Origin of the sequence: Intrasporangium sp. (genome assembly GCF_039812505.1) — a bacterium.
Taxonomy (GTDB): Bacteria; Actinomycetota; Actinomycetes; order Actinomycetales; family Dermatophilaceae; genus Intrasporangium_A.
Window position 1 is genome coordinate 29,358 of the sequence record NZ_JBDIAQ010000006.1, and the last position, 21,818, is coordinate 51,175.

20 protein-coding genes and 1 riboswitch are annotated in these 21,818 nt (G+C 72.7%); of the genes, 10 read left to right on the forward strand and 10 right to left on the reverse strand.

Translation table 11 applies throughout. The annotated features are described in order from the left end of the window. Positions 1-4 precede the first annotated feature (4 nt). From WMI84_RS01965 to WMI84_RS01980, 4 genes are read right to left on the reverse strand one after another with little or no spacing between them, the layout of a single operon-like run. A complete protein-coding gene (locus WMI84_RS01965) occupies positions 5-688 on the reverse strand; it encodes an ABC transporter ATP-binding protein (protein WP_347350317.1) in 684 nt (227 codons plus the stop codon). After that, entirely contained in the window at positions 685-1,497 is an 813-nt protein-coding gene (locus WMI84_RS01970) for a hypothetical protein (protein ID WP_347350318.1), read from the reverse strand. Before WMI84_RS01970 ends, WMI84_RS01965 begins: the two co-directional genes overlap by 4 nt. Beyond that, positions 1,497-1,991 carry a hypothetical protein gene (locus WMI84_RS01975; protein WP_347350319.1) on the reverse strand — a complete coding sequence of 165 codons (495 nt, stop codon included), beginning with the start codon at positions 1,989-1,991 and terminating at the stop codon, positions 1,497-1,499. The genes WMI84_RS01970 and WMI84_RS01975 overlap by 1 nt, the downstream gene beginning before the upstream one ends. After that, positions 1,988-2,167 (reverse strand): hypothetical protein, encoded by a 180-nt coding sequence (locus WMI84_RS01980; RefSeq protein WP_347350320.1) that lies wholly within the window; start codon positions 2,165-2,167, stop codon positions 1,988-1,990. The genes WMI84_RS01975 and WMI84_RS01980 overlap by 4 nt, the downstream gene beginning before the upstream one ends. 503 nt (positions 2,168-2,670) lie before the next feature. On the opposite strand from WMI84_RS01980, the gene WMI84_RS01985 reads away from it, so the two are divergent. From WMI84_RS01985 to WMI84_RS02000, 4 genes are all read left to right on the forward strand, one after another. After that, positions 2,671-3,111: a hypothetical protein gene (locus WMI84_RS01985; RefSeq protein ID WP_347350321.1), complete on the forward strand. Its 441-nt coding sequence runs from the start codon at positions 2,671-2,673 to the stop codon at positions 3,109-3,111. Positions 3,112-3,140: 29 nt separating this feature from the next. Further along, entirely contained in the window at positions 3,141-3,803 is a 663-nt protein-coding gene (locus WMI84_RS01990) for a DUF6518 family protein (protein WP_347350322.1), read from the forward strand. A 531-nt stretch (positions 3,804-4,334) separates the two neighbouring features. Continuing rightward, the gene (locus tag WMI84_RS01995) at positions 4,335-6,131 is read left to right on the forward strand and encodes an MFS transporter (protein ID WP_347350323.1); all 1,797 of its coding nucleotides are present in this window, start codon (positions 4,335-4,337) and stop codon (positions 6,129-6,131) included. Then, entirely contained in the window at positions 6,128-6,703 is a 576-nt protein-coding gene (locus WMI84_RS02000; RefSeq protein WP_347350324.1) for a MarR family transcriptional regulator, read from the forward strand. Before WMI84_RS01995 ends, WMI84_RS02000 begins: the two co-directional genes overlap by 4 nt. A gap of 46 nt (positions 6,704-6,749) precedes the next feature. Here WMI84_RS02000 and WMI84_RS02005 read toward each other — a convergent pair whose 3' ends face one another. Then, on the reverse strand, positions 6,750-7,814 hold the full coding sequence (locus WMI84_RS02005) for a semialdehyde dehydrogenase (RefSeq protein ID WP_347350325.1): 1,065 nt from the start codon (positions 7,812-7,814) through the stop codon (positions 6,750-6,752). A gap of 116 nt (positions 7,815-7,930) precedes the next feature. Continuing rightward, complete coding sequence (locus tag WMI84_RS02010; RefSeq protein ID WP_347350326.1) at positions 7,931-10,069, reverse strand: heavy metal translocating P-type ATPase; 2,139 nt, start codon at positions 10,067-10,069, stop codon at positions 7,931-7,933. Between the two features lie 184 nt (positions 10,070-10,253). On the opposite strand from WMI84_RS02010, the gene WMI84_RS02015 reads away from it, so the two are divergent. Next, on the forward strand, positions 10,254-10,934 hold the full coding sequence (locus WMI84_RS02015) for an alpha/beta fold hydrolase (RefSeq protein WP_347350327.1): 681 nt from the start codon (positions 10,254-10,256) through the stop codon (positions 10,932-10,934). Between the two features lie 111 nt (positions 10,935-11,045). On the opposite strand, the gene WMI84_RS02020 is transcribed toward WMI84_RS02015, so the two are convergent. Beyond that, a complete protein-coding gene (locus tag WMI84_RS02020; RefSeq protein WP_347350328.1) occupies positions 11,046-11,255 on the reverse strand; it encodes a hypothetical protein in 210 nt (69 codons plus the stop codon). 213 nt (positions 11,256-11,468) lie between these two features. Here WMI84_RS02020 and WMI84_RS02025 point away from each other — a divergent pair, with 213 nt between their 5' ends. From WMI84_RS02025 to WMI84_RS02035, 3 genes are read left to right on the forward strand one after another with little or no spacing between them, the layout of a single operon-like run. Beyond that, positions 11,469-13,643, forward strand: coding sequence for an MMPL family transporter (locus WMI84_RS02025; RefSeq protein ID WP_347350329.1), 2,175 nt, complete (start codon positions 11,469-11,471; stop codon positions 13,641-13,643). Positions 13,644-13,653: 10 nt separating this feature from the next. Then, a complete protein-coding gene (locus WMI84_RS02030; protein ID WP_347350330.1) occupies positions 13,654-14,919 on the forward strand; it encodes a sensor histidine kinase in 1,266 nt (421 codons plus the stop codon). Further along, complete coding sequence (locus WMI84_RS02035) at positions 14,916-15,539, forward strand: response regulator transcription factor (protein WP_347350331.1); 624 nt, start codon at positions 14,916-14,918, stop codon at positions 15,537-15,539. Before WMI84_RS02030 ends, WMI84_RS02035 begins: the two co-directional genes overlap by 4 nt. A 68-nt stretch (positions 15,540-15,607) precedes the next feature. Here the strand turns inward: WMI84_RS02035 and WMI84_RS02040 are convergent, their stop codons facing one another. Beyond that, a complete protein-coding gene (locus WMI84_RS02040; protein ID WP_347350332.1) occupies positions 15,608-16,264 on the reverse strand; it encodes a helix-turn-helix domain-containing protein in 657 nt (218 codons plus the stop codon). A 199-nt stretch (positions 16,265-16,463) separates the two neighbouring features. Here WMI84_RS02040 and WMI84_RS02045 point away from each other — a divergent pair, with 199 nt between their 5' ends. Both WMI84_RS02045 and WMI84_RS02050 read left to right on the forward strand, forming a co-directional pair. Beyond that, positions 16,464-18,248 carry a CocE/NonD family hydrolase gene (locus WMI84_RS02045; RefSeq protein WP_347350333.1) on the forward strand — a complete coding sequence of 595 codons (1,785 nt, stop codon included), beginning with the start codon at positions 16,464-16,466 and terminating at the stop codon, positions 18,246-18,248. Further along, positions 18,245-19,390 (forward strand): FAD/NAD(P)-binding oxidoreductase, encoded by a 1,146-nt coding sequence (locus tag WMI84_RS02050; RefSeq protein WP_347350334.1) that lies wholly within the window; start codon positions 18,245-18,247, stop codon positions 19,388-19,390. The genes WMI84_RS02045 and WMI84_RS02050 overlap by 4 nt, the downstream gene beginning before the upstream one ends. Before the next feature lie 82 nt (positions 19,391-19,472). Here WMI84_RS02050 and WMI84_RS02055 read toward each other — a convergent pair whose 3' ends face one another. Beyond that, positions 19,473-20,336, reverse strand: coding sequence for a CHAP domain-containing protein (locus WMI84_RS02055; protein ID WP_347350335.1), 864 nt, complete (start codon positions 20,334-20,336; stop codon positions 19,473-19,475). Beyond that, a riboswitch (cyclic di-AMP (ydaO/yuaA leader) is annotated at positions 20,336-20,500 on the reverse strand. Its footprint overlaps the gene before it by 1 nt. A 194-nt stretch (positions 20,501-20,694) precedes the next feature. Beyond that, a complete protein-coding gene (locus WMI84_RS02060) occupies positions 20,695-21,789 on the reverse strand; it encodes a GTP pyrophosphokinase (RefSeq protein ID WP_347350336.1) in 1,095 nt (364 codons plus the stop codon). Positions 21,790-21,818 lie beyond the last annotated feature (29 nt).

The window sequence follows — 21,818 nt, forward strand, 5'->3', positions numbered from 1 at the left end:
AACGTCAGGCAGCCACATCGGTCACCACTCGCCCGGCCCGCAGCTCGATGACCCGCCCCAGCGACCTCGCCACCTGGGCGTCGTGCGTGACCACGACGAGTGAGGAGCCGGCCGCGCTCACCCTTGAGAGCATGAGCGCCATCACGTCACCTGCGGTCGACTCGTCCAGGGCTCCGGTCGGCTCGTCCGCGAGGATGATCGTGGGACGGGCGGTGAGGGCCCTCGCGAGCGCGACGCGCTGCTGTTCGCCGCCCGAGAGCTGCGGTGGCCGGTGGCTCAGCCGGTCCCCCAGGCCCACCTCGTCCAGCGCCGAGACCGCGCGGCGGGCCCGGTTGCGACGAATGCCACGGTGTGCCAGTGCGACCTCGACGTTCTCCTGGGCCGTCAGGTGCGAGAGCAGGCAGAAGCGCTGGAACACGAACCCGAACGTGTCGGCGCGCAGCGCATCCCGGCAGCGTTCGCCAAGCGAGGCGACGTCGACGCCGTCGATGCGATAGGAGCCGCTGGTGGCACGGTCCAGCAGTCCCATGACCGCGAGCAGGGTGCTCTTCCCGGACCCCGACCGGCCGACCACTGCAACCGACCCGCCCGACGCGACCGAAAGGTCTATTCCCCGCAGGACGGGGAGGGGGTCGCCACGCCGGTTCTTCACCGCCTTCTCCACACCTTCGAGGGTCAGGGTGGTCACGACCGTCCCCCGAGGTCCGGCCCGGGAACCCGGACGGTCTCGCCGGCACGGAGGCCGGAGAGGACGGCGATGCGACTGCCGTCGCTCACCCCCAGATGGACCTCACGCTCCTCCGGAGCGCGGCCCGGTCGCAGCACGAGCACGGTCCCCGACGAGGCGTCACCGGCGATCGCCTCGAGCGGCAGGACGACAACGTCCCGCGCGAACCCGGTCCTCACCGACAGGAGTCCAGGCATGCCCGCGTAGACGTGCACGCTGTCAGGCACGGCACAGGTCAGGGTGGCCTCGCCGTCGCCCGGCTGTGGGACGGGGTCGACCAGGATGCAGGCGAACGGGCCCGGACCTTTGTCGATCTGCCCGCGGGCGCCGCGTGGAGGCGAGTACAGCCGGTAGAGCGCGGAGGCCGGCACCTTCGCGACGAGAGCGAACCCACGGGTGTGTCCCCGGGCCACCGGATGGTTCACCGGGACCTCGCTCGCGGAGGAGACGGTGAGCTCGTCAACGACGATCCCAGTCGGCAGCGCGACGGCCTGCGAGCGGCTCCCACCCGAGCTCAGCCGCAGGTTCTCGTCGACGAGTGAGTACCGACCCGCCGCGCGCGCGGTGACCGTTACCGGAGCCGATGGCTGCACGACCGCCTCGAGGACCAGCGTGCTCTCGACCGAACCGGCGACCGCCTCGACCGACTCGACCGACTCCCGCGACGACTCCGCGCCTGCCGTGCCACCGTCCGTGAGCGTCGTAGCCCCGGGGGCGCAGCCGGCGGTCACGAGGGCCAACGCGGCCAGCCCGACCCATCGGCCGCGCATCAGGTGCCGTCCTCGTGGGGACAGTTCATCTCGTGGTCGTTGCGCAGCGGCGTCAGGTCCCCGAGGCGCGTACTGTCCAGCACTTTGTCGAGGATCGGTCGCGACTCCGGAGCGAGGGCCTTGGTATAGAAGTACGTCGTCCGGATCTTGTCCAGCTCAGCGATCGCTGCCTGACGGTCGCTCTCGGTGACCGCGACGTCGAGGGCGCGACCGCTCCACGAGCAGAACCAGAACGAGTCGGCGGCTTGGCGACCGAAACCGGGCTCGTAGATCATCGGGATCCCGTCCTCGGCCGTGCCGGCGATGGGCTGGCTCGGCCAGGACGAGTCCGGGGCCAGGGTCAGCTGGCCGGCTTCGGTCAGGTACTCCTGGGTCGCCTCCGCGGCGGTGAGGGTGGGAGGTCCCTGTGGCTCGCCGGCGCTGCACGCCGTCAGGGCGAGCACACCGGCCAGCGAGACGACGAGCCCACCGCTCCAGATCCTGCGGGCGCTCATTCCCAGCCCCAGTTGTTGGACCCGCTGCCCATCGCGAGCACGAAGGTCTCGCTCCGAGCGGCCCCGTGGGTCGCGAGGTCCGAGTGGGCTCCCGTCGCTGCGCCGGACGCACCGACGACACTGCCGAGAGCGAGGACCGCCATGGCGATGACCTGGACGAACCTGCGCTTGCTCATGATGACTCCCTGATGATGTGGCTTGCTGAGCAGATCTTGGGAGTCGTCGCCATCGATGCGACAGCGGGCACTTTGGTCCATTGGCCCAATTGGGTCAACCCCGCCCGTCGTGACCGGATCCGTCCTCGGGCCGCCGCGGCCTCAAGTGCCCGCTTCCCGGCTGCGGGGAACGGAGCACAGGCTGTGTGCGTCGACGAACAGGAGGAGCGATGTCCGATGCTGACGAGGTCCTCGTCCTCACCGTGGAAGGTGGGGACGGAAGACCAGCCGCAACGGCTCGGCTTGGCGCGGGCGACTCGATCTGGGTTGGTGCCTGCGCGTGTGGCAGGTGCACGGTCGACCTGGTCGTCGGACGGGCTCCGTGGACACCCTTCGCGATCGAGGTCTCGGCCCACCCGGCGCACTGGTCGGTCTCCAACGAGGTCGACACGGGCGTGGTGAGGTGTCGCGACCTGGAGGATCCGCAGCAGCAGATTCTCGTCGGCCCCGGTCGGGTCGACACCGTGATCCCGTTCGAGCTGGCGATCATGGACTTCCCCGACGTGGTCGGCTCGAGCCGAGTACTGGTCTTCGGACCGGAGCCGCTGGTGCGCCCGACACCAGCACAGCGACACTGTCCGGGGGCCGCGTCGACCCCAAGCCTTCGCCGCGACGCCGTCTATTTCGCCGTGCTCGAAGAGCTGTGCCTTCCGTGGCAGACCCGGGGACAGTCGGCCCGCCTGCCGACGTCGGCCGAGGTCACAGAGCGGCTCCAGCGCCGCGGCTTGAGCGTGAGCCGGCGCGCCGTGGATCATCACGTCGACTACCTGTTCGACCGCTTGGGCCTGCCCTCGGTCGTGCAGGGTGGCGGCCGAGGTCGCCGTCGGGAAGCCCTCGTCAGCACCGCGATCAGGATGAACCTGGTCGGGTCGAACCGGCGAGCCGCCAGCGGCCCCGCGGCATGAGCACCGCACCGCTCGCTAGGGTTCGTCGCATGTGCTCCAGGGCACGGACCTCGCCGGCCGCCACGGTCCTGGCCGCCCTGTTCGTGGGCTACGCCTACGGCTGGGTGACGTCGTCCGTCCCCGCACCCCAGGACCCTGAGGAGTTCTGGGTCGCCAACCTCTCGGCCCCCTACCTCGTCCTGCCCTTCCTCACCGTGGCCTGGGCAGCCGCACGTCATTCGCTGTCCAGCGGGCGGTCCGCGCTCCTCGGAGCGGCCACTGGAGGGATGATGATCGCCGGCTTCTACGGGCTGCATCGGGTCGGCCGGGAGAGCAGCGCGGACAGCGGCCTCGCGGACGGCATCGGCGGCGCCTACGGGCGCTGGTTCTCCACCTTCCTGCTGGGTCGGCCCGGGGGGATCCCTTGGCTGACCATCGGCATCGTCACCGGGGTCGTCGCCGGTCTGCTCGCGTGGTCGTGGAGCGCTCGGCGCCTCAGGGCCATCGCCGTGGTCGTCGTCGGGACGCTCCTGCTCGAGCCTGTGGCCCGGCTGACGCTCGGCGCCCGGGACCTGCCAATGCTGCACGGCTACCCGCGCACCCCGCCCAACGTCACCGTCTGGCTATGCGAGGCCACCGTCGGAGTGGCCGCGCTCGTCTTGCTCCGTCGTCGTCCCGGTTGGCGTCAGCCTGAACGGAGGTGCTCTCACTAGCCTGGGCCACCTTGGCTGGTGCGCGAAAGCCCTTGCCGCGCCTGTCGAGTTTCCCGAGCTCGTCGAGTAGTTCGGCCTCGCCTGTACGGAACGGGTTGCTGACCTGTGATCGGCCAGCGAGAGCGGCCTCGTACCCCGCGTCCCAGACATCCTCAGGACTGTTGCCGTGGTAGGGGTCGCGCTCTGCCGTGCTCATACGTTCGGCCATCGTGATCGTCGCGTCGGCCTGGTACGCCAACGGTGCGCGACGTGTTGGGGGGGCACGGGCCCTGGTGACCGACAAGTTCCACCGCGTCGTGCGGCACCCAGATGCTCGCCCAGGCGCCCGCACGCCACGCGCAGCGCTCGCGGGCGAGCGGCTGCGAGCCAGGAAGACCGGGCAGAGCGCCCTGGGCCGGTGACTTGACGCGAGAAGACCCGGGTGTCGTGACCAGCGGCGGCTGGGCGGCATACCTGCGTCGTCGGGGGCGGTTCCGCATCGCTCCCGACCATCCAGCGTCCTCGCAGAAATGCTTCGTACGCTCGAAACAAATGAACGAGACCCTTGGCCCCCGGTACAAGTGGGTCGCGCTGTCGAACACGACGCTCGGCGTGCTCATCGCCACCATCAACAGCTCGATCCTGCTCATCGCCCTGCCGGACATCTTCCGTGGGCTGCACGTCGACCCGCTCGCGCCGGGCAACTCGAGCTACCTGCTGTGGCTCATCATGGGCTACCTGGTCGTCACCGCCGTCCTGGTCGTCAGCTTCGGCCGGCTGGGCGACATGTTCGGCCGGGTCCGGATGTACAACCTCGGCTTCCTCGTCTTCACCATCTCCTCGGTGCTGCTCAGCGTCACGTGGCTGACCGGCGACGCCGGCGCCCTTTACCTCATCGTCATGCGCATCGTGCAGGGCGTGGGCGGCGCCCTGCTGATGGCGAACTCGAGCGCGATCATCACCGACGCGTTCCCGCCCGACCAGCGCGGGCTCGCCCTCGGGCTCAACATGGTCGCCGGCATCGCCGGGTCGTTCATCGGCCTGGTCATCGGCGGCCTGCTCGCCCCCGTCGAGTGGCACCTGGTCTTCCTGGTCTCGGTGCCGGTCAGCCTGTTCGGCACCGTCTGGGCCTACCTCAAGCTGCGCGACACGGGGGTGCGGCACGACGCGGGGATGGACTGGTGGGGCAATGCGACCTTCGGCATCGGGCTGGTCGCGATCCTCGTCGGGATCACCTATGGCATCCAGCCCTACGGGCGCCACGTGATGGGCTGGACCAACCCGATGGTGCTCGCGGCGCTGGTCGGCGGCACGGTCGTGCTCGTCGGGTTCTGCATCATCGAGACCCGGGTGGCCCACCCGATGTTCAACCTCGAGCTGTTCCGGATCCGCGCCTTCTCCGCCGGCAACCTCGCCAGCCTGCTGTCCGGGCTCGGCCGCGGCGGCCTGATGTTCATCCTGATCATCTGGCTGCAGGGCATCTGGCTGCCGGAGCATGGCTACTCGTTCGAGCAGACCCCCCTCTGGGCCGGCATCTTCATGCTGCCGATGACGGTCGGCTTCCTCGTCGCGGGCCCGACCTCGGGCTGGCTCTCCGACCGGTTCGGGGCACGGTCGTTCGCGACCGGCGGGATGCTCATCGCCGCGGCCAGCTTCGGCTGGCTGCTCCTGCTGCCGGTGCAGTTCGGGTATCCCGAGTTCGCCGGGGCGCTGCTCGTGGGCGGGCTGGGCATGGGGCTGTTCGCCGCGCCGAACCGCACCGGGATCATGAACTCGCTGCCACCGACCCGCCGCGGCGTCGGCTCCGGGATGAGCACGACGTTCCAGAACTCCGCGATGGTCCTGTCGATCGGGATCTTCTTCTCCCTCATGATCACCGGGCTGTCCGGCGGTCTGCCCCACGCGATGGTCGCCGGACTGAGCGCGCACGGGGTCCCTGCCCCCCAGGCCCACCAGCTGGCCGCGCTGCCGCCGGTCGCGGTCCTGTTCGCCTCGCTTCTCGGCTACAACCCGATCGGCACGCTGCTCGGGCCGGGCGTGCTGCACCACCTGTCGACCGCCGACGCGAGCTACCTGACCGGTCGCGCCTTCTTCCCCTCGCTCATCTCGGCCCCCTTCCACGACGGGCTGGTCGTCGCGTTCGGGTTCGCCATCGCGGCCTGCCTCATCGCCGCATGGGCGTCCTGGCTGCGCGGCGGGAAGTACATCTACCCGGAGGACCCGGTCCCCGTCGAGTCGCCGCCGGCCCCCAGCGTCGACAGCACGGTCGGCACCGGCGCGGGCGCCGCCACTGCTGGTGGGGTCGCCGCCGTGGCCCAGGACCGGGGCGCGGGCAGGGGGAGCGGGTGAGCGCCGCGCCGCTCGATGTCGTCGCGCAGCCGCGGGACGCCGACCGCACCGCGCACCGTCGTGCTGGCGAGGGTCGCGTTGGTGAGGGTGCCGATGGTGGGGACGCCGACGAGGCGCTGCGCCGACTCGCCGGAGACCTGCGCGCCGAGGTGAACCGGCTGGCCTACCACCTGCGGGCCCCGGCCACGCGGTCCGGCATCACGCCGACCCGGCTGGCCGCGCTCGCGGCGCTGGCGCACGCCGAGGCCGGCCTGCGCGCCGGTGACCTCGCCGCGCGGATGGGGATCTCGCCGGCGAGCACGAGCCGCCTGATCGAGCTGCTGGTGGGCGCGGGCTGGGCAGCGCGCACCCGGGACCCCCAGGACGCCCGTGCCGTCCTGCTGACCCTGACCGACCTGGGCCGACACGCGATCGAGGACCTGCGGCGCGACAACGTCGCCGGGCTGGCCGCCAACCTGTCGACCCTCGGACCCGACGAGCGCGCCGTCCTGGCAGCGGCGATCCCCCTGCTGCGCGCGCTGTCCGAGCGGCTGCTGGCCGCCGGGTCCGATGCCGCCGGCCCGGGCACCTAGCCACAAGCGGGCTGGCAGGGTCACCCGGGCTGCCGACACCCCGAACCTAGGCCGCGTGGGGCCGGACGACGTGGGGCAGCGTGAGCGGCTGCCCGAACGAGGTCGGCTCGGCCGGTCGGAAGCCGAGGTGACCCAGGTCGGCAGCCAGCTCCCTGGTCCGGTCGACGAGCTCGAGGCTCGGGCTGCCGATCGAGTAGTCCCCGCGGTGCCCGCTCAGCGCGAGCAGCGCGGCCTCCGCGAGGGACGCGTAGGCGCGACCGTCCGGCAGGCCGATGCTCCCGCCGCGCAGCCGCAGCGACGGGATCTCGACGATCCCACCGTCGACGACCAGCACGTCGGGCCGCTCCTGTCGGAGCGTTCGAGAGGTGTTGCGCGGCTGGGTCGAGTCGAGCACGACGGCGTCCGGACCGAGGTGCTCGGCTCGCAGGGTGGTGTCCGCCGAGGCGGTCAGGAGCACGACCAGGTCGGCGTCCGCGACGGTGCCGATCTGGTCGCTGACCCGCGTCCACACCCGGTTGCTCAGCTCGCCGGCCAGTGCGGTGAGCGGCGGCATCCGGCGCGCCACCAGGGTCAGCCGGTCGACGGCCCGGTCCCGCGTGAGCAGCCGGACCAGCGCCGTACCGACGCTGCCCGTCGCCCCGACCACGGCGACGTGCCGCTCGGCCCGCGGGTGCACCGCCGTGGCGAGCAGGTCTCGCACCTGCGCGTCGAGCGTCGCCGCCATGAAGGCGTGGCCGTTGGTCACCCCGAGGCCCGCTCGCCCACACAGCCACGTCCCGCCGTCCGTGACGGTCGAGGTCAGCGCGCCCAGCCCGATGACGCCCGCCCCGAGCGCCGTGGCCCGGTCGAGGGCCCACGCGACCCGTTCCCGGCCGGTCGACCGCTGCTCCAGCAGGTGCCGGGCACCCATCGGGACGAGCACCACGTGCCCGACCTGCCGGCCGCCGATCTCGACGGCGGCCAAGGGGCGCTGCGGCCCCGGAATCCGCCGCAGCGCCTTGTCGTAGAACCGCTCCGGCGCCCTCCCCAGCTGCGAGCACACCCGCCCGACGTCATCCGCGAGTCGGTGCTCCGGATGGACGAGGAACGCGAACCCCTGACCCCGCTCCATGTCCTGCCCCCCCACGCTCAGTGGTACCGCCCCCCGGCGGTACCTACCTGTCTAGCAGAGTCGCCGCGCCTTCGTGTGATACCCGGTCGAATTGGGTGTTGTCGGCGAAACCGGGATCACCCGAGGGCCGTGCGCACGCTCGCCTCGGGGGAGAGGTCGAGGCGTCGCAGCAGCTGGGCGTTGGCGGCCACGACGATGGTCGAGACCGACATGAGCAGGGCCCCGACCTCCATCGGCAGGACGAACCCGACCGGGGCGAGGGCGCCCGCGGCGAGCGGTACCGCCAGCAGGTTGTAGCCCGTGGCCCACCAGAGGTTCTGCTTCATCTTCCGGTAGCCGGCCCGGGACAGCTCGATGACGGAAAGGACCGACCGCGGGTCGTCGGAGGCGAGGATCACGCCGGCAGAGGCGATGGCGACGTCGGTGCCGGCGCCGATGGCGATCCCCACGTCGGCCCGGGCGAGCGCCGGCGCGTCGTTGACGCCGTCGCCGACCATGGCCACGATCCGTCCCTCGTGCTGCAGCTCGGCGACCCTGCTGCTCTTGTGCTCCGGCCGGACCCCGGCGAAGACCTGGTCGATGCCCAGCTCGGCGGCGACGGCGCGGGCGACCGGCTCGGCGTCTCCGGTGATCATGACCACGTGGATCCCGAGCGAGTGCAGGGCGGCGACCGCCTGCCGGGACTCCGGACGTACCTCGTCGGTCAGCACGAGGGCACCGACCACCTCCCCGTCCAGCACGACGTGCAGGACGATCGCGCCCTGCTCGGACCATCGCGAGGTCGAGCCCAAGGCGGTGGCGCCGTGCTCGGCAAGCAGGTTCGGCCCGCCGACGGCGACCGTGCGACCCTCGACCCGGGCCGTTACGCCGACGGAGGTCGAGGCACGGAAGTCGCTCGCCGTCGGGATCGGCACACCGCGTCGTTCCGCAGCGGAGACGATCGCCCTGGCGAGCGGGTGCTCACTGTCGCCCTCGGCCGCGGCCGCGAGGGCGAGCAGCCGGTCCTCACCCAGCGCCGTCGTGAGCACGTGGTGGACGACGGGCTCACCCCTGGTGAGCGTGCCGGTCTTGTCGAACAGCACGGTGTCGACCTGGCGCATCCGCTCCAGCGCCGCACGGTCCTTGACGAGCACCCCACCCCGTGCCGCCCGCTCGGTCGAGATGGACACGACGAGGGGGATCGCCAGCCCGAGCGCGTGCGGACAGGCGATCACGAGAACGGTGATGGCGCGCACCAGCGCGCTGTCGGGCGCCCCGGCCATGCTCCATACGGCGACGGTGACGACTGCTGCCCCGAGCGCGAACCAGAAGAGCCAGCCGGCCGCACGGTCGGCAAGCAGCTGCGCGCGGGTCGTCGAGGACTGCGCCTCGGTCACGAGCCGCCGGATTCCCGCCAGCACGGTGTCGTCCCCGACGGCACCCACGCGCACCCGCAGCGCGCTGTCGGTCGCGACGGTGCCGGCCACGACGTGGTCACCGACCTCGCGCCGCACCGGTCGCGACTCGCCGGTGACCATCGACTCGTCGACGTCTGCCGCGCCGTCGCTCACCACGCCGTCGGCCGGCACCCGGGCACCCGGCCGGACGACGACGACGTCGCCCACGCGCAGCTCGGCCGGGGACACCGTCGTGATGGTGTCGCCGTCGACCCGCTCCGCCTCGTCGGGCAGCAGGGCGGCGAGCGAGTCGAGCGCGGAGGAGGTGCGGGCGAGCGAGCGCATCTCGAGCCAGTGCCCGAGCAGCATGATGACGATCAGCAGCGCCAGCTCCCACCAGAAGTCGAGCCCGTGGGAGAGCAGCCCCAGCGTCGCCCCCCAGGACGAGGCGAACGCGACCGTGATGGCCATCCCGATCAGCAGCATCATCCCGGGCCGGCGACCGCGCACCTCGCTGACGGCACCCGTGAGGAAGGGCCGGCCGCCCCAGACGTACATGGCCGTCCCGAGCAGCGCCGGCACCCAGTGCAGGCCGGGCACGTGGGGCAGCGAGTAGCCCACCAGGTCGGCGAACATCTCGCTGAGCAGCACGGTCGGCACGGAGACGACCAGCATGATCCAGAACAGCCGCCGGAACATCGCGACGTGGTCGCCGTGCCCCGCGTGGCCGGCGTGGTCGCCGTGCCCGGCGTGGTCACTGTGCTCCGCGTGGTGGTGGCTGACGTCCCCCTGGTGACCGGCGGGCTTGTCGTGAGTGTGCGCCGCATGACTCCCTGTCTGCAGCAGGTGGCGCTCGTGCGTGGCCGCGTTCTTCGTCATGTGCCTCACCATACCCCCCTAAGGTATATGAGACAAGACAGCGCAGACTTCTTTATCGACAGGCAGCCTTCCCCATCGAGCGTGCACGAATCCCCATCGAGCGTGCACGAATCCCGATCGACAGTGCACTGCTGCGCACTCGGCCAGGCGGACAACGTCGTCGCCCAGAGGCTAGGGTGCGCCAATGGACCTCCTTCTCATAGCAGGGCTCTGGCTGGATGCCTCCGCCTGGGACGCGGTGGTGCCCGAGCTGGAGAAGCGCGGGCACCACGCCATACCGGTGACTCTTCCCGGCCAGGGGGACGGACGTGACACGGCCACCCTGGACGACCAGATCGAGGCGGTCCTGGCTGCCGTCGACGCAGCCGAGCGCCCGTTCGTCGTCGGCCATTCGGCCGCCGCCACACTGGCCTGGTTGGCCGGGGACCGGCGGCCCGACCGGGTGCACGGTCTGGCGCTGATCGGCGGGTTCCCTTCCGCGCCGGGGGAGGCCTACGCGGACTTCTTCCCCACCGCCGACGGCGCCATGCCGTTCCCGGGCTGGGAGCCGTTCGACGGCCCGGACTCCGCGGACCTCGACGAGGCGGGCCGGGCAGCCATCGCCGAGCGGGCCCTTGCCGTCCCCGAGGGTGTCGCGAAGGGGACCGTCCACTACCTCGACGATCGGCGGTATGCCGTCCCCGTCGTCCTCGTGTGCCCGGAGTTCTCGCCGGAGCAGGCGAAGGAGTGGCTCGAGGCCGGAGAGCTGCCCGAGCTGGCCAGGGCCCACCACCTCGAGTACGCCGACATCGACTCGGGCCACTGGCCGATGTTCACCAAGCCGGCCGAGCTCGCCGGCCTCCTCGCCGCTGTCGCCCACCCCTGATCGACAGTGCACCATTCCTGATCGACAGTGCACCATTCCCCGTCGAGCGTGCACCAATCCCGATCGACAGTGCAGCAGCGACTCCGGAACGCGACGGTGTCCTCGACCGACCTACCATGTGACGATGGGGACCTCGAAGTGGTCGATCCGCTCGACGGACTCGGTCCTGTCCATCGGGAGCACCGGCTCGATCCTGTCGATCGGCAGCATCGGGTCGGTCCTGTCGGTCGGTAGCGTCGGGTCGTTCGCCTCGCTGTTGTCAGTGGGCTCGTCGATGAGCATGCTCTCGTTGCTCTCGAACCAGTCGCGCGGCTCGGTCATGTCGCACCAGAGCGACTGGTCGCTGACCTCGACCCAGTCCCGGTTCCGGATTGCCGGATACCGGAGCCAGGGGACACGGCCATCGTGGTGGCCGGGTAGGAATCATCCGAACGGATGATGTCCGGCGGTGGGGACGGACGCCGCATCTTCCTAGCGTGGGACACGGCACCCGACCGGTGCCGGTCCCACCACCAGAAGAAGGCATCCCGGCTCATGACCACCCCACTCCTGCAACGTGATTCCTCTCGCGTAGCGCATGCTCTGACAAGCCGGCGCGGCGCCTGGCTGACCCTCGTCATCGGGGTCCTGCTCGCCCTGGGCGTCATCGGGGCCCTGCAGGGCACGAGCGCACCGGCGGGCAGCGACGCCGCGCCGGTCGCCTCGGAGTCGACCCGGGCCGCCCGGCTCGCCGAGCAGTTCCCCGACAGCGACCTGCAGCCGGTGCTCGTCGTCGCCTCCCGCCAGGACGGCAGCGCCCTCACCGCCACCGACCTGGCCCGGCTCACGGACCTCGCGGCGCGGCTCGAGATGACCTCGGGCCGAGAGCCCTCGCCACCGAGCGAGTCCACCGACCACAAGGCGGCCGTCATCCAGGTGCCGGTCCGGGTCGGGCCGGACAACACGGCCAACGCCGACACGGTCAGGCAGCTGCGGGACACGATCGCGGCGCATGCCCCCGACGACCTCACCGTCCAGGTCACCGGCGGAGTCGCCTTCGGCGCGGACATCGCCTCGGCCTTCGACGGGGCCGATGTCACCCTGCTGCTCGTGACGATCGCCATCGTCGCGCTCCTGCTGCTGCTCACCTACCGCTCGCCGGTCCTCTTCCTCGTCCCGCTCACGGTCGTCGGCCTTGCCGACCAGGTCGCCGCAGTCGTGACGAAGGGGCTCGGGCAGGCCTTCGACCTCCAGTTCGACGCGGGCGTCGTCAGCGTGCTCGTCTTCGGCGCAGGGACCAACTACGCGCTGCTGCTCATCTCCCGCTACCGGGAGCACCTGCGCCACACCGCCGACCACCGGGCCGCGCTCGCGGACGCCTGGCGGGCCACCGTGCCGGCCGTCGCCGCGAGCAACCTCACCGTCGTGCTCGCCCTGCTCTCGCTCGTGCTCGCCGTGATCCCGGGCACCCGCGGTCTCGGGATCGCCGGTGCGGTAGGACTGCTCATCGCGGCGGTCGCCGTGCTCACCCTGCTGCCGGCCGCCCTCTCGCTGACCGGCCGTTGGGTCTTCTGGCCGTTCGTCCCCGCCACCGAGCCGTCGGACGCGCCGTCGGCGGGGGGCCGGAACGGGCAGGCCGTGGGCTCGCGACGGCACGCGGCCGACGGGCCGTCCAACCCGTGGGAGCGGATCGCCCGCCGGGTGACCCGCCGGCCGGTCGCCGTCCTGCTCACCTGCGTCGCGCTCCTCGCGGTCATGGCGGCCGGCCTGCTCGACACCAAGGTCGGCCTCGACCAGGCCGACCGGTTCCGGGTGCCCTCCGAGTCCGCGGCCGGCCTCGAGGTGCTCGCCGAGCACTTCCCGGCGGGGGAGGCCGCGCCGATCACCGTCATCGCCGCCGCCGACCGGATCGACGCCGTCGCGACCGCGGCGGCGCATGTCAAGGGTGTCGAGTCGGTCCACCCGGCCGGGACGACCAGCGGGACCGACCCGCTGGCCAGGCTCGTCCTCACCGGCGAGCCGGCCCCGGGCACGGATGCCGCCCTCGACCTCGTGCGCGGCGTCCGGGCCGCGGTGCACGCGGTCCCCGACGCGGATGCGGTCGTCGGCGGCCAGCCTGCGGTCGACCTCGACGCCCGGGACGGCAACCACCGCGACCTGCTCGTCGTCGCGCCCCTCATTCTCGCGATCGCCGCTCTCGTCCTGTTCGGGCTGCTCCGCTCGGTCGTCGCGCCGATCGTGCTGCTCGTCACGAACCTCGCGAGCGCGCTGGCCGCCATCGGTGCCGGCTCCTGGCTGGCTCGCCGGCTGTTCGACGCGCCCGCCCTCGACCTGCAGGTCCCGCTCTTCGCGTTCCTGTTCCTCGTCGCGCTCGGCATCGACTACACGATCTTCCTCGTCCACCGAGCCCACAGCGAGGCGGCCACGCACGGGACCCGCGAGGGCGTCGTCCGCGCGGTCGCGAGCACGGGTGGGGTCATCACCAGCGCCGGCGTGGTGCTCGCCGCCGTCTTCGCGGCCCTCGGCGTGCTGCCCCTCGTCACGCTCGGACAGCTCGGGCTGATCGTCGGGCTGGGCGTGCTCGTCGACACCCTCCTCGTGCGCACCGTCGTCGTCCCGGCCCTCTTTGCTCTCCTCGGCGACCGCATCTGGTGGCCGTCGCGGCCGGCAGCCGCTCCGGCCCAGCATCTGCCCGCTGTGCGTGAGACCGCTGTCAGCACCCTCCAGTAGCGTCGGGCGCATGACGACCACGCCGGCTGACGCGCCGCTCGGGGCCCATCCGAGCGGCGCGTCGACCGTGGCCCCGATCGTCCGTACGTTGAGGCTCGTGCAGCACGCCGTCCTGCTCACCCTCGTGGCGGTCAGCGTCGGGCGTGGTCGTCTCGACGGTGCCGACCCGTGGCTGCTCGGTGGCGGCGCGCTCGCGCTCCTGCTCTGGTATGCCGCCGGGCTGCCGCCCAGCCGCCGCGTCCTCGGGTTGCGCGTCCCGAGCCGCTGGTGGCTGGCCGGGCTGGTCCTGATCTGGCTGCTGCTCGTGCTCGTCACGCGTGAGTCCGTCTGGGTCGCCTTCTCCCTGTGGCTCCTGATCGGCTACTTCCTCCCGCTGCGTGAGGCGCTGGCCGGGGCGCTCGTCGTGCTGGCCGCAGTCCTGCTCTCGCCGCTGCGCGATGGGGGCGGGCTGGCCGTGGCGGACATCCTCGGGCCGGTCATCGGTGCCGTCGTCGCCCTCGCCATCTCCCGCGGACAGCAACAGCTCGTCCGGGTGGCGATCGAGCGCCAACGCCTCGTCGAGTCGCTGATCCGGGCCCAGCAGGAGGCCGCGGTGCTGCACGACGAGCTCGCCGCCGAGCAGCGCAGCTCCGGCATCCTCGCCGAGCGCACCCGACTGTCCCGCGACATCCACGACACCCTGGCCCAGGGCTTCTCCTCGATCCTCCTGCTGGCCCGGGCCGGCCAGGCCCACACCGACCCCGAGCGCCTGCACGACCTGCTCGGACAGATCGAGTCGAGCGCGGTGGCCAACCTGACCGAGGCCCGGCGCGTCGTCGGGGCCCTCGCCCCCGAGGACCTCGAGAGCCGCGGTCTCCCGGCCGCCCTGCGCCGGCAGGTCGACGCGCTGAGCGAGGTGAGCGGCATACCCACCGAGCTGCACGTCGACGGTGACCTGACCGCGCTGCCCACCGCGACCGAGGTGGCCCTGCTGCGCACGGCACAGGGCGCCCTCGCCAACGTGCGCCGGCATGCGGACGCGCGCCGGGTGGTGGTCACGCTCACCGACGCGGGTGAGGCCGTGCGTCTCGACATCGTCGACGACGGGCGGGGCTTCGACGCCGCGGGGTGGGCCGCCCGGGCCGCCTCGCCGGTCGACGGGGGCTACGGCCTACGCGCGATGAGGTCCCGACTGCGGGAGCTGGGCGGTGAGCTGCAGGTCGAGTCGCAGCCCGGTGAGGGCACCGCGCTGTCCGCCCAGCTGCCCCTGGGCTTCGCCGTCGAGGAGGGCGCGTGAGCGTCCGGGTCGTCATCGTCGACGACCATCCGGTGGTCCGCTCCGGCCTGCACGCCCTGCTCGCCGCCCAGCCGGCCCTCGAGATCGTCGGCCAGGCCGGCTCCGGCGCCGAGGCCCTCGACGTCGTCGCCAGGACCGCGCCGGACGTCGTGCTGTGCGACCTGCGCCTGGGGGAGGGGATGGACGGCGTCGAGGTGACCAGGACGCTTCGCAACCGGTCCGGGGCCCCCGCGGTGGTCATCCTGACGACCTACGACCACGACGGAGACATCGTCCGGGCCGTCGAGGCCGGTGCGGCGGGCTACCTCCTCAAGGATGCCACCGCCGACGAGATCGCGGTCGCCGCTCGCGCGGCCGCCCGCGGTGAGGACGTCCTCGGCCCGGCGCTCACCGAGCGGGTGGTCGGCGCGATGCGCACCCGGCGTGCCGAGCTCAGCCCGCGCGAACGCGAGATCCTCGGGCTGCTCGCGGAAGGCCTGTCCAACCGGCAGATCGCCCGTCGGGCCTTTCTCAGCGAGGCCACCGTCAAGACCCACCTGGCCCACGTCTACGCCAAGCTCGACGTCGACGGGCGCACCGCCGCGGTCGCGCGAGCGCGCTCCGCGGGCCTGCTGCCCTGAGCCGCGCGACACCACGGAAGCGACCGCTCGCCGCGGTCGGCCGTGCGTGCGGTGCCGCTCGGGGCTGTTCAGTGGGCCAGCAGGGCTGCGGAGAGGGTGGTGGCCACCCACTGCTCGTACCGGTCGAGGGTGTACCGCGCCGTGCCGACCAGCAGCTCGTAGGTCTCGGGGCTGGCGATCGCCCAGGCCGTGTCCGTCGCCGTGTCGGGGGTCAGCCCCGCCCGGAGGGACGTGGCCGGCACCCGTCGGAGGAACTCGGCGAACGTCTGGTGCCGCAGGTGCTGCAGCGTCTGCCAGTCGGCCGCGATCTCGGGGTCGGAGGCGGCCGCGTCCCGGTACAGCCGCCAGCCGAGCGCGGCGCGTTCGGCGAGGCCGCGGTAGAGGTGGGCGAACTGTCGGACCGTGGCCCGGGCGTCCGGGGCGCCTCCGTCCAGCGCGTGTGCGAGCAGGTGCGGAAGCTCGTCGGCGTAGGGCCGGTCCGGGTCGCCCGACAGCGCGGCGTCCAGGTGGGCCCGCAGCAGCGCTCGTTTGCTGCCCCAGGCCAGGTACAGGGTCTGCACGGTGACGCCGGCCCGCGCCGCGATGCGGCTGACGGTGGCGGCGTGGTAGCCGCGCTCGGCGAACTCCGTGCCGGCCGCCGTCAGCAACCGGCGCCGCGTCTCTGCACGGGAGGCGGCACCGGCCTCCCGGTGGCGGGTGGTGTTGCGGGTGGCGGGCTCGGGCATGGACAGATCCTAGCGGAAGGTTTAGAGTGGCGATCAAATGGAGTTGAGTATGACTCAAGTAAGCGGTCAGCAAGTAGACAGTCAGCAAGTAGGCAGTCGGGTAGACGGTCCACCTCGCCGGCCAGGTCCAGAAGCACCGAGCAGGCCTGCCCGAGCAGTGCTGTCCCAGTGGTCGTCTTCACGTATCCGGAGGTGTCTCATGGCGCGTGTCCTGCCCGCCTCGGGCCTCGAGCGGCCCTGGCGTCGACCCGGCGCGGTAGGGTATGCGCTCGCCCGGGTGCGCGGCATCGCCCGGCCGCCCGTCACCGTGTACGAGCCGGCGCCGGGAAGTGTCGTCAGCGACCTCGACGTGGCGGTGCCGATGCGTGACGGCACCCTGCTGCGGGTCAACGCCTACCGCCCGCCCGGCGACGGTCCGTTCCCGGTGATCCTGTCCGCCCACCCGTACGGCAAGGACCGGCTCCCGAGCCGGCGCGGCGGCCGGTCGCGGTTCTCCGCCCAGTACCGGATCATGCGCCAACCCGCGCCCGTGTCGTTCTCGACGCTGACCAGCTGGGAGGCGCCGGACCCGGCGTGGTGGACCGCGCAGGGTTATGCGGTCGTCAACGCCGACCTGCGCGGCTCCGGCACGTCCGACGGGGTCGGGTCGCTGATGTCGGCCGCCGAGGCCCGGGACATCGCCGACCTGGTCGAGTGGGCCGGCCACCAACGGTGGTCGACCGGCAACGTCGGCATGCTGGGGGTCTCCTACCTGGCGATGTCCCAGTACCGCGCTGCCGCCCTGGCGCCACCCGCGCTGAAGGCGATCTGCCCCTGGGAGGGGATGACCGACCCCTACCGCGACCTCATGCGCCCCGGCGGGCTGTACGAGCGCGGGTTCAGCCGCATCTGGGCCGCCGGCACCAGGCGCCTGAGCCGGCTCGACACGGACCTGGCCAAGGAGCAGCGGGACCGTCCGCTGCGCGACGAGTGGTGGCAGGCCCACACTCCGGAACTGGAGCAGATCGAGGTCCCGATGCTGGTCTGCGCCAGCTTCTCGGACAACAACCTGCACTCACGCGGGTCGTTCCGTGCCTTCGAACAGGCCGGCTCGCCGCACCGGTTCGCCTACACCCATCGCGGCGGCAAGTGGTCGGTGTTCTACGGCGAGCCGGCGCGGCGGGCCCAGCTGGCCTTCTTCGACCGCTACCTTCGCGGCCTGGACGTCCCGGAGCCGGCCCGGGTCCGGCTGGAGGTGCGGGAGTCCGGCGACCGGGTCGCCGAGGTCCGCGACGAGCAGGAGTGGCCGCTGGCCCGGACCGAGTGGACGCCGCTGTACCTGTCGTCCGGCGCCCGACTGGGTGTCGACCCGGTCGACCGGGACGGGCACGTCACGTTTCGGACCGGGCGCGAGGCGGCGGCCTTCACCTTCAAGACCCCGAGCGAGACGGAGCTGACCGGGCCGATGGCGCTCCGGCTCTGGCTGTCCGTCGACGGGGCCGACGACGTCGACCTCGTCGTCGGCGTCGAGAAGTGGCGGGGCAGGCGGTACGTCGGGTTCGAGGGCTCCTACGGGTTCGGCCGCGACCGGGTGGCCACCGGCTGGCAGCAGGCCTCCCTGCGCCGGCTCGACGAGTCGGCCTCGACCACCGGCGAGCCGGTCCACACCTTCCTGACCCGCCGGCCGCTCGTACCGGGCGAGGTCGTTGCGGTCGACGTCGCCCTCGGCCCGTCCGCCACCCTGTTCCGCGCCGGCGAGTCCCTCCGGCTCGTCGTGGCCGGGCGGTGGCTGTGGCCGGCCAACCCGCTCACCGGGCAGTTCCCGGCCCGCTACCGCCGCAGCCCCTCCGGCCGGTGCACCCTGCACTGGGGACCCGACCGGCCGGCGCACCTGCTCGTGCCGCGCATCCCGCGACGCCCCGGGTGGGGATCCACGGCGAGGCGGGCGCAGGCAGGTCCAGTGCCGGCAGACCCGGTGCCGGCAGTACCGATGAAGGAGGAATGATGCGGGTTCTGGTGCTGGGCGCCGGGTTCGGCGGCCTGGAGCTGACGACGAGGCTGTCGGAGGAGCTGGGCGGCGCGGCCGACGTGGTGCTGATCGACAAGGCCGACGGGTTCGTGATGGGCTTCTCGAAGCTCGACGTGATGTTCGGGCGCACCAAGGCCGACGCCGTGCGCCACCCCTACGCCGACATCGTCAGACCCGGCGTCCGGTTCGTGCAGAGCACCATCCGCTCCATCGATCCCGTCGGCCGCAGTGTCGAGACCGATGCGGGCCGGTTCGAGGGCGACGTGCTGGTGGTGGCGCTCGGGGCGGACATCCACCCCGAGGCGACGCCGGGCCTGACCGAGGCGGGCCTCGACTTCTACACGCCGGCAGGGGCCTTCGCGGCCCGGGACGTGCTGGACTCGTTCCGCGGCGGACGGGTGGTCATCGGCGTGACGTCCACGCCGTTCAAGTGCCCGCCGGCACCGAGCGAGACCGCGCTGATGCTGCACGACTTCCTGACCGAACGGGGCCTGCGGGAGCGCAGCGAGATCTCCCTCGTGATGCCGTTGGGCAGCCCGATCCCGCCGTCCCCGGAAGCGTCCCGCGCGCTGCTGGCGGCGTTCGCGCAGCGCGGGATCGGCTGGTACCCGAACCGTCTCGTGCGCCGCCTGGACCCGGAGCGGGGCGTCGCGGTGTTCGCCGACGGCGAGGAGCTGGCCTTCGACGTCTTCCTGGCCATCCCCACGCACCGCGTGCCCGCGGTGGTGGCCGAGTCCGGGATGTGCGTCGACGGCTGGATCCCGGTGGACCCGCTGACGCTGCAGACCCGCTACCCCGACGTGTATGCCGTCGGCGACGTGACCAGCGTCGGGACGCCCAAGGCGGGCGTGTTCTCCGAGCGTCAGGCCGGGGTCGTGGCCGACCGGCTGATCGCCCGGCACCACGAGCAGACCGCGACCTCGACCTACGACGGCACCGGCGTCTGCTACATCGAGTTCGGGCACCGGAGCGTCGCGCGCGTCGAGGTGACGTTCCGCAGCGGGCAGCGGCCGACCGGCAGCTTCGAGGACGCGTCGGAGCTGCTGCTGCAGGACAAGGCCGACTTCGGCAGCACCCGTGCCCGGCGGTGGTTCGGGACCGAGTGGGTCGGCTACTGAGCCGGGGGTGACCGCCGGGAGGGGACGAGGGTATGCCGCCCACCTCGGAGGGGTGGGCGGCATACCCTTTCGAGGGGTCGGCTCAGGGGGCGTAGATGTAGCGCATCCCGCCGATGTTCGTCAGCGTGCGGGTGTTGTAGTTGTACGGGCCGGCGAGGGCGTTCATCTCGACGATGGTGACCCGGTTGCCGTTGACCGCGGTGACCCAGCCGACGTGCCCGGCGCTCGAGGAGCCGTGCACCCCGGGCTGCATGACCACGATCGAACGGACCCGCGGCACGCTGCTCACCGTGTAGCCGGCGCGCGCCGCGCCGTAGGCCCAGGCGGAGGCGTTGCCGGTCCAGCCGCCGGGGTAGTAGCCCTCGGACTGGTACCACTTGTTGAGCGCTCCCCAGGTGCACTGCCCGGGGGTGGCCCAGTTGCGGCCCGACCGGATGCCGGAGGAGGCGGCGGGCGCGTTGTTCGAGCGGGCCTTGGCGGAGTAGGTCGATCCGCCGAGGCTCGAGCGGGCGGTGGAGCGCGAGGCCTGCTTGCGCTGGGCGGCGCGGGCTGCCCGGGCCTGGGCTGCTGCCCTCGCCTTGGCCGCCTCGGCGCGACGCTCCTTGACGACGAGGTCCTCGATGACGATCGGCTTGGCCGCGGGCCGTTTCGCCTTGGGGGCGGCGTAGCCGATGGCGGCCAGCGCGTTCGTCGACCCGGTCGCGGCCGTGTCGGGGCCGACCGCGCTCGGGACGACGGCGGCCTGGCTCACCGCGGCGTTGCCGGCGGGGCTCACGGTCTCGGCGGTCGCCGGGCCGGCCACGGCGGCGACGAGGCCACCGGCTGCCGCCAGGATGGCCGCGCTCTTGAGGACCGGCTGCGCGGACTCGGTGGCTAGCAGCCGGAGCTCGGTGAGGGGGTTGGTTCGTCCGGCGCGGTGGCGTCCGGTGGGGCGTGTGGTTGTCACTTGTACCTCGAGACCGCCTGCGAGGTTAGCTGTCGGGTTCGGGCGGAGGTACTGCCCGGCCCCGGCGGGCTCGCGCTGAGCCCGCGCAGAGGGCTTCACCCCGAGGGCGTCTGACGCCCGGGAGTTGGGTCCCCCACTCCTGCCAGATGGGATGTCATGGGGCCTCGGGCGGGAGGCAGGACTCGGCGGACCGCCCTCGGCGCCGGCTCGATCGGAACCGGCGCCGCCCACAGTAACGAAGCCGGCCGCCGAATGTCACGTTTGGATAACGGCTCTTGGGTGTCGCGATTCTCACAGTGGCCGGGTCGCTGCCGTGCCGGCGGCCGATCGACGGGGTGCTGGTGCCCGGTCGAGGCGGCTACTGCCCGCCTGCCTGGAGGCGGGCCAGCCGGGCCTGCAGCGCCGGCGTCCGGTGCGCGTTGCCCGCCAGCCGAACGTAGTCGGAGCCGTAGACGGCCAGGAGCGCGTCGTCGAGCCGCCGGACCGCCCCCGGCGGGTACTGATAGCCCATGCTCCGGCTGACCCGGGCCTCGTCGACCCTGGTCAGCACCTGTCCGAGCCGGTCGACCGTGTCGATGCCCAGGTCGGCGAGCAGCCCCGAGATCCAGTCGTAGTGGTCGCTGCGGGACCAGCCGGCGTCCGGGTAGGTCACGGCGAGGAACTTCGCGAGGTCCTGGCCGCCGATCCGGGGCGGGGCGACCGGGAGGGCCTCGTCCGCGCCGACCCGCTCCCCGGCTGCGCCTGCCTCGGCGACCTCGTCCAGGTCGCCGGACGGCTCCTCGGGCAGCGCCACCTGCAGCCGGTCGCGGATCGCGGCGAACTCCCGGTCGGCGAGGTCGAGCAGCCCGGCGGCCAGGGTGAACCTGCGGTCCAGGTCCGAGGCGTGCTCGGCCGGCACCGTCCCCTTGTAGCGGATGTCGTGCTCGAACTCGGCCCAGGCGTGCTGCAGGACGGTGCGCACCTGCACCGACGCGGCGAGGCGACGCAGCGGCTCGTAGCGGGCCGGGATGCTGCGGCTGGCGTCGACGGCGACGAGCAGGTGGCGGCTCGAGTAGCCGAACCGCCCGGCCCGGGCGGTCTCCAGGCCCAGGTCGCGGTCGTCGAGGACGGCCAGCTCCTCGGCGAGCAGCTCGGCGACCGCGCTGACGTCGCCGAGGACGTAGGTGACCACCCGCACCCCGATCTGGTCGGTGATCTCCTCGCGGATCAACGCGTCCCGGTCCTGGCGCTCCGGTCGGGCGCGCAGGGTCCGCTCGGCCTTGTCGGCGTACGACTCGACGGTCTTGGTCCGCCCCGTCACCGTGAGGTAGTTGATGCCCGCGTCGTCGATCAGGTCCCGGATCAGCTCGACGAAACGGCCGGTCGCCACCTCGAGCTGCGGGCGCCGCTGGGCGTAGGCGGCGGTGGCGCGCCGCACGGCCGCGCGGCGCTCCCGGGCGCTGGCACCTGTCATGCGCCCCATCCTGCCGGGTCGAGGACCGG

Coding starts and splice junctions, on each gene's coding strand:
- WMI84_RS01970 (WP_347350318.1), bottom strand. CDS start 1,497: ATGCGCGGCCGATGGGTCGGGCTGGCCGCGTTGGCCCTCGTGACCGCC.
- WMI84_RS01975 (WP_347350319.1), bottom strand. CDS start 1,991: ATGAGCGCCCGCAGGATCTGGAGCGGTGGGCTCGTCGTCTCGCTGGCC.
- WMI84_RS01980 (WP_347350320.1), bottom strand. CDS start 2,167: ATGAGCAAGCGCAGGTTCGTCCAGGTCATCGCCATGGCGGTCCTCGCT.
- WMI84_RS01990 (WP_347350322.1), top strand. CDS start 3,141: ATGTGCTCCAGGGCACGGACCTCGCCGGCCGCCACGGTCCTGGCCGCC.
- WMI84_RS01995 (WP_347350323.1), top strand. CDS start 4,335: ATGAACGAGACCCTTGGCCCCCGGTACAAGTGGGTCGCGCTGTCGAAC.
- WMI84_RS02005 (WP_347350325.1), bottom strand. CDS start 7,814: ATGGAGCGGGGTCAGGGGTTCGCGTTCCTCGTCCATCCGGAGCACCGA.
- WMI84_RS02010 (WP_347350326.1), bottom strand. CDS start 10,069: ATGACGAAGAACGCGGCCACGCACGAGCGCCACCTGCTGCAGACAGGG.
- WMI84_RS02015 (WP_347350327.1), top strand. CDS start 10,254: ATGGACCTCCTTCTCATAGCAGGGCTCTGGCTGGATGCCTCCGCCTGG.
- WMI84_RS02020 (WP_347350328.1), bottom strand. CDS start 11,255: ATGACCGAGCCGCGCGACTGGTTCGAGAGCAACGAGAGCATGCTCATC.
- WMI84_RS02025 (WP_347350329.1), top strand. CDS start 11,469: ATGACCACCCCACTCCTGCAACGTGATTCCTCTCGCGTAGCGCATGCT.
- WMI84_RS02030 (WP_347350330.1), top strand. CDS start 13,654: ATGACGACCACGCCGGCTGACGCGCCGCTCGGGGCCCATCCGAGCGGC.
- WMI84_RS02040 (WP_347350332.1), bottom strand. CDS start 16,264: ATGCCCGAGCCCGCCACCCGCAACACCACCCGCCACCGGGAGGCCGGT.
- WMI84_RS02045 (WP_347350333.1), top strand. CDS start 16,464: ATGGCGCGTGTCCTGCCCGCCTCGGGCCTCGAGCGGCCCTGGCGTCGA.
- WMI84_RS02050 (WP_347350334.1), top strand. CDS start 18,245: ATGATGCGGGTTCTGGTGCTGGGCGCCGGGTTCGGCGGCCTGGAGCTG.
- WMI84_RS02060 (WP_347350336.1), bottom strand. CDS start 21,789: ATGACAGGTGCCAGCGCCCGGGAGCGCCGCGCGGCCGTGCGGCGCGCC.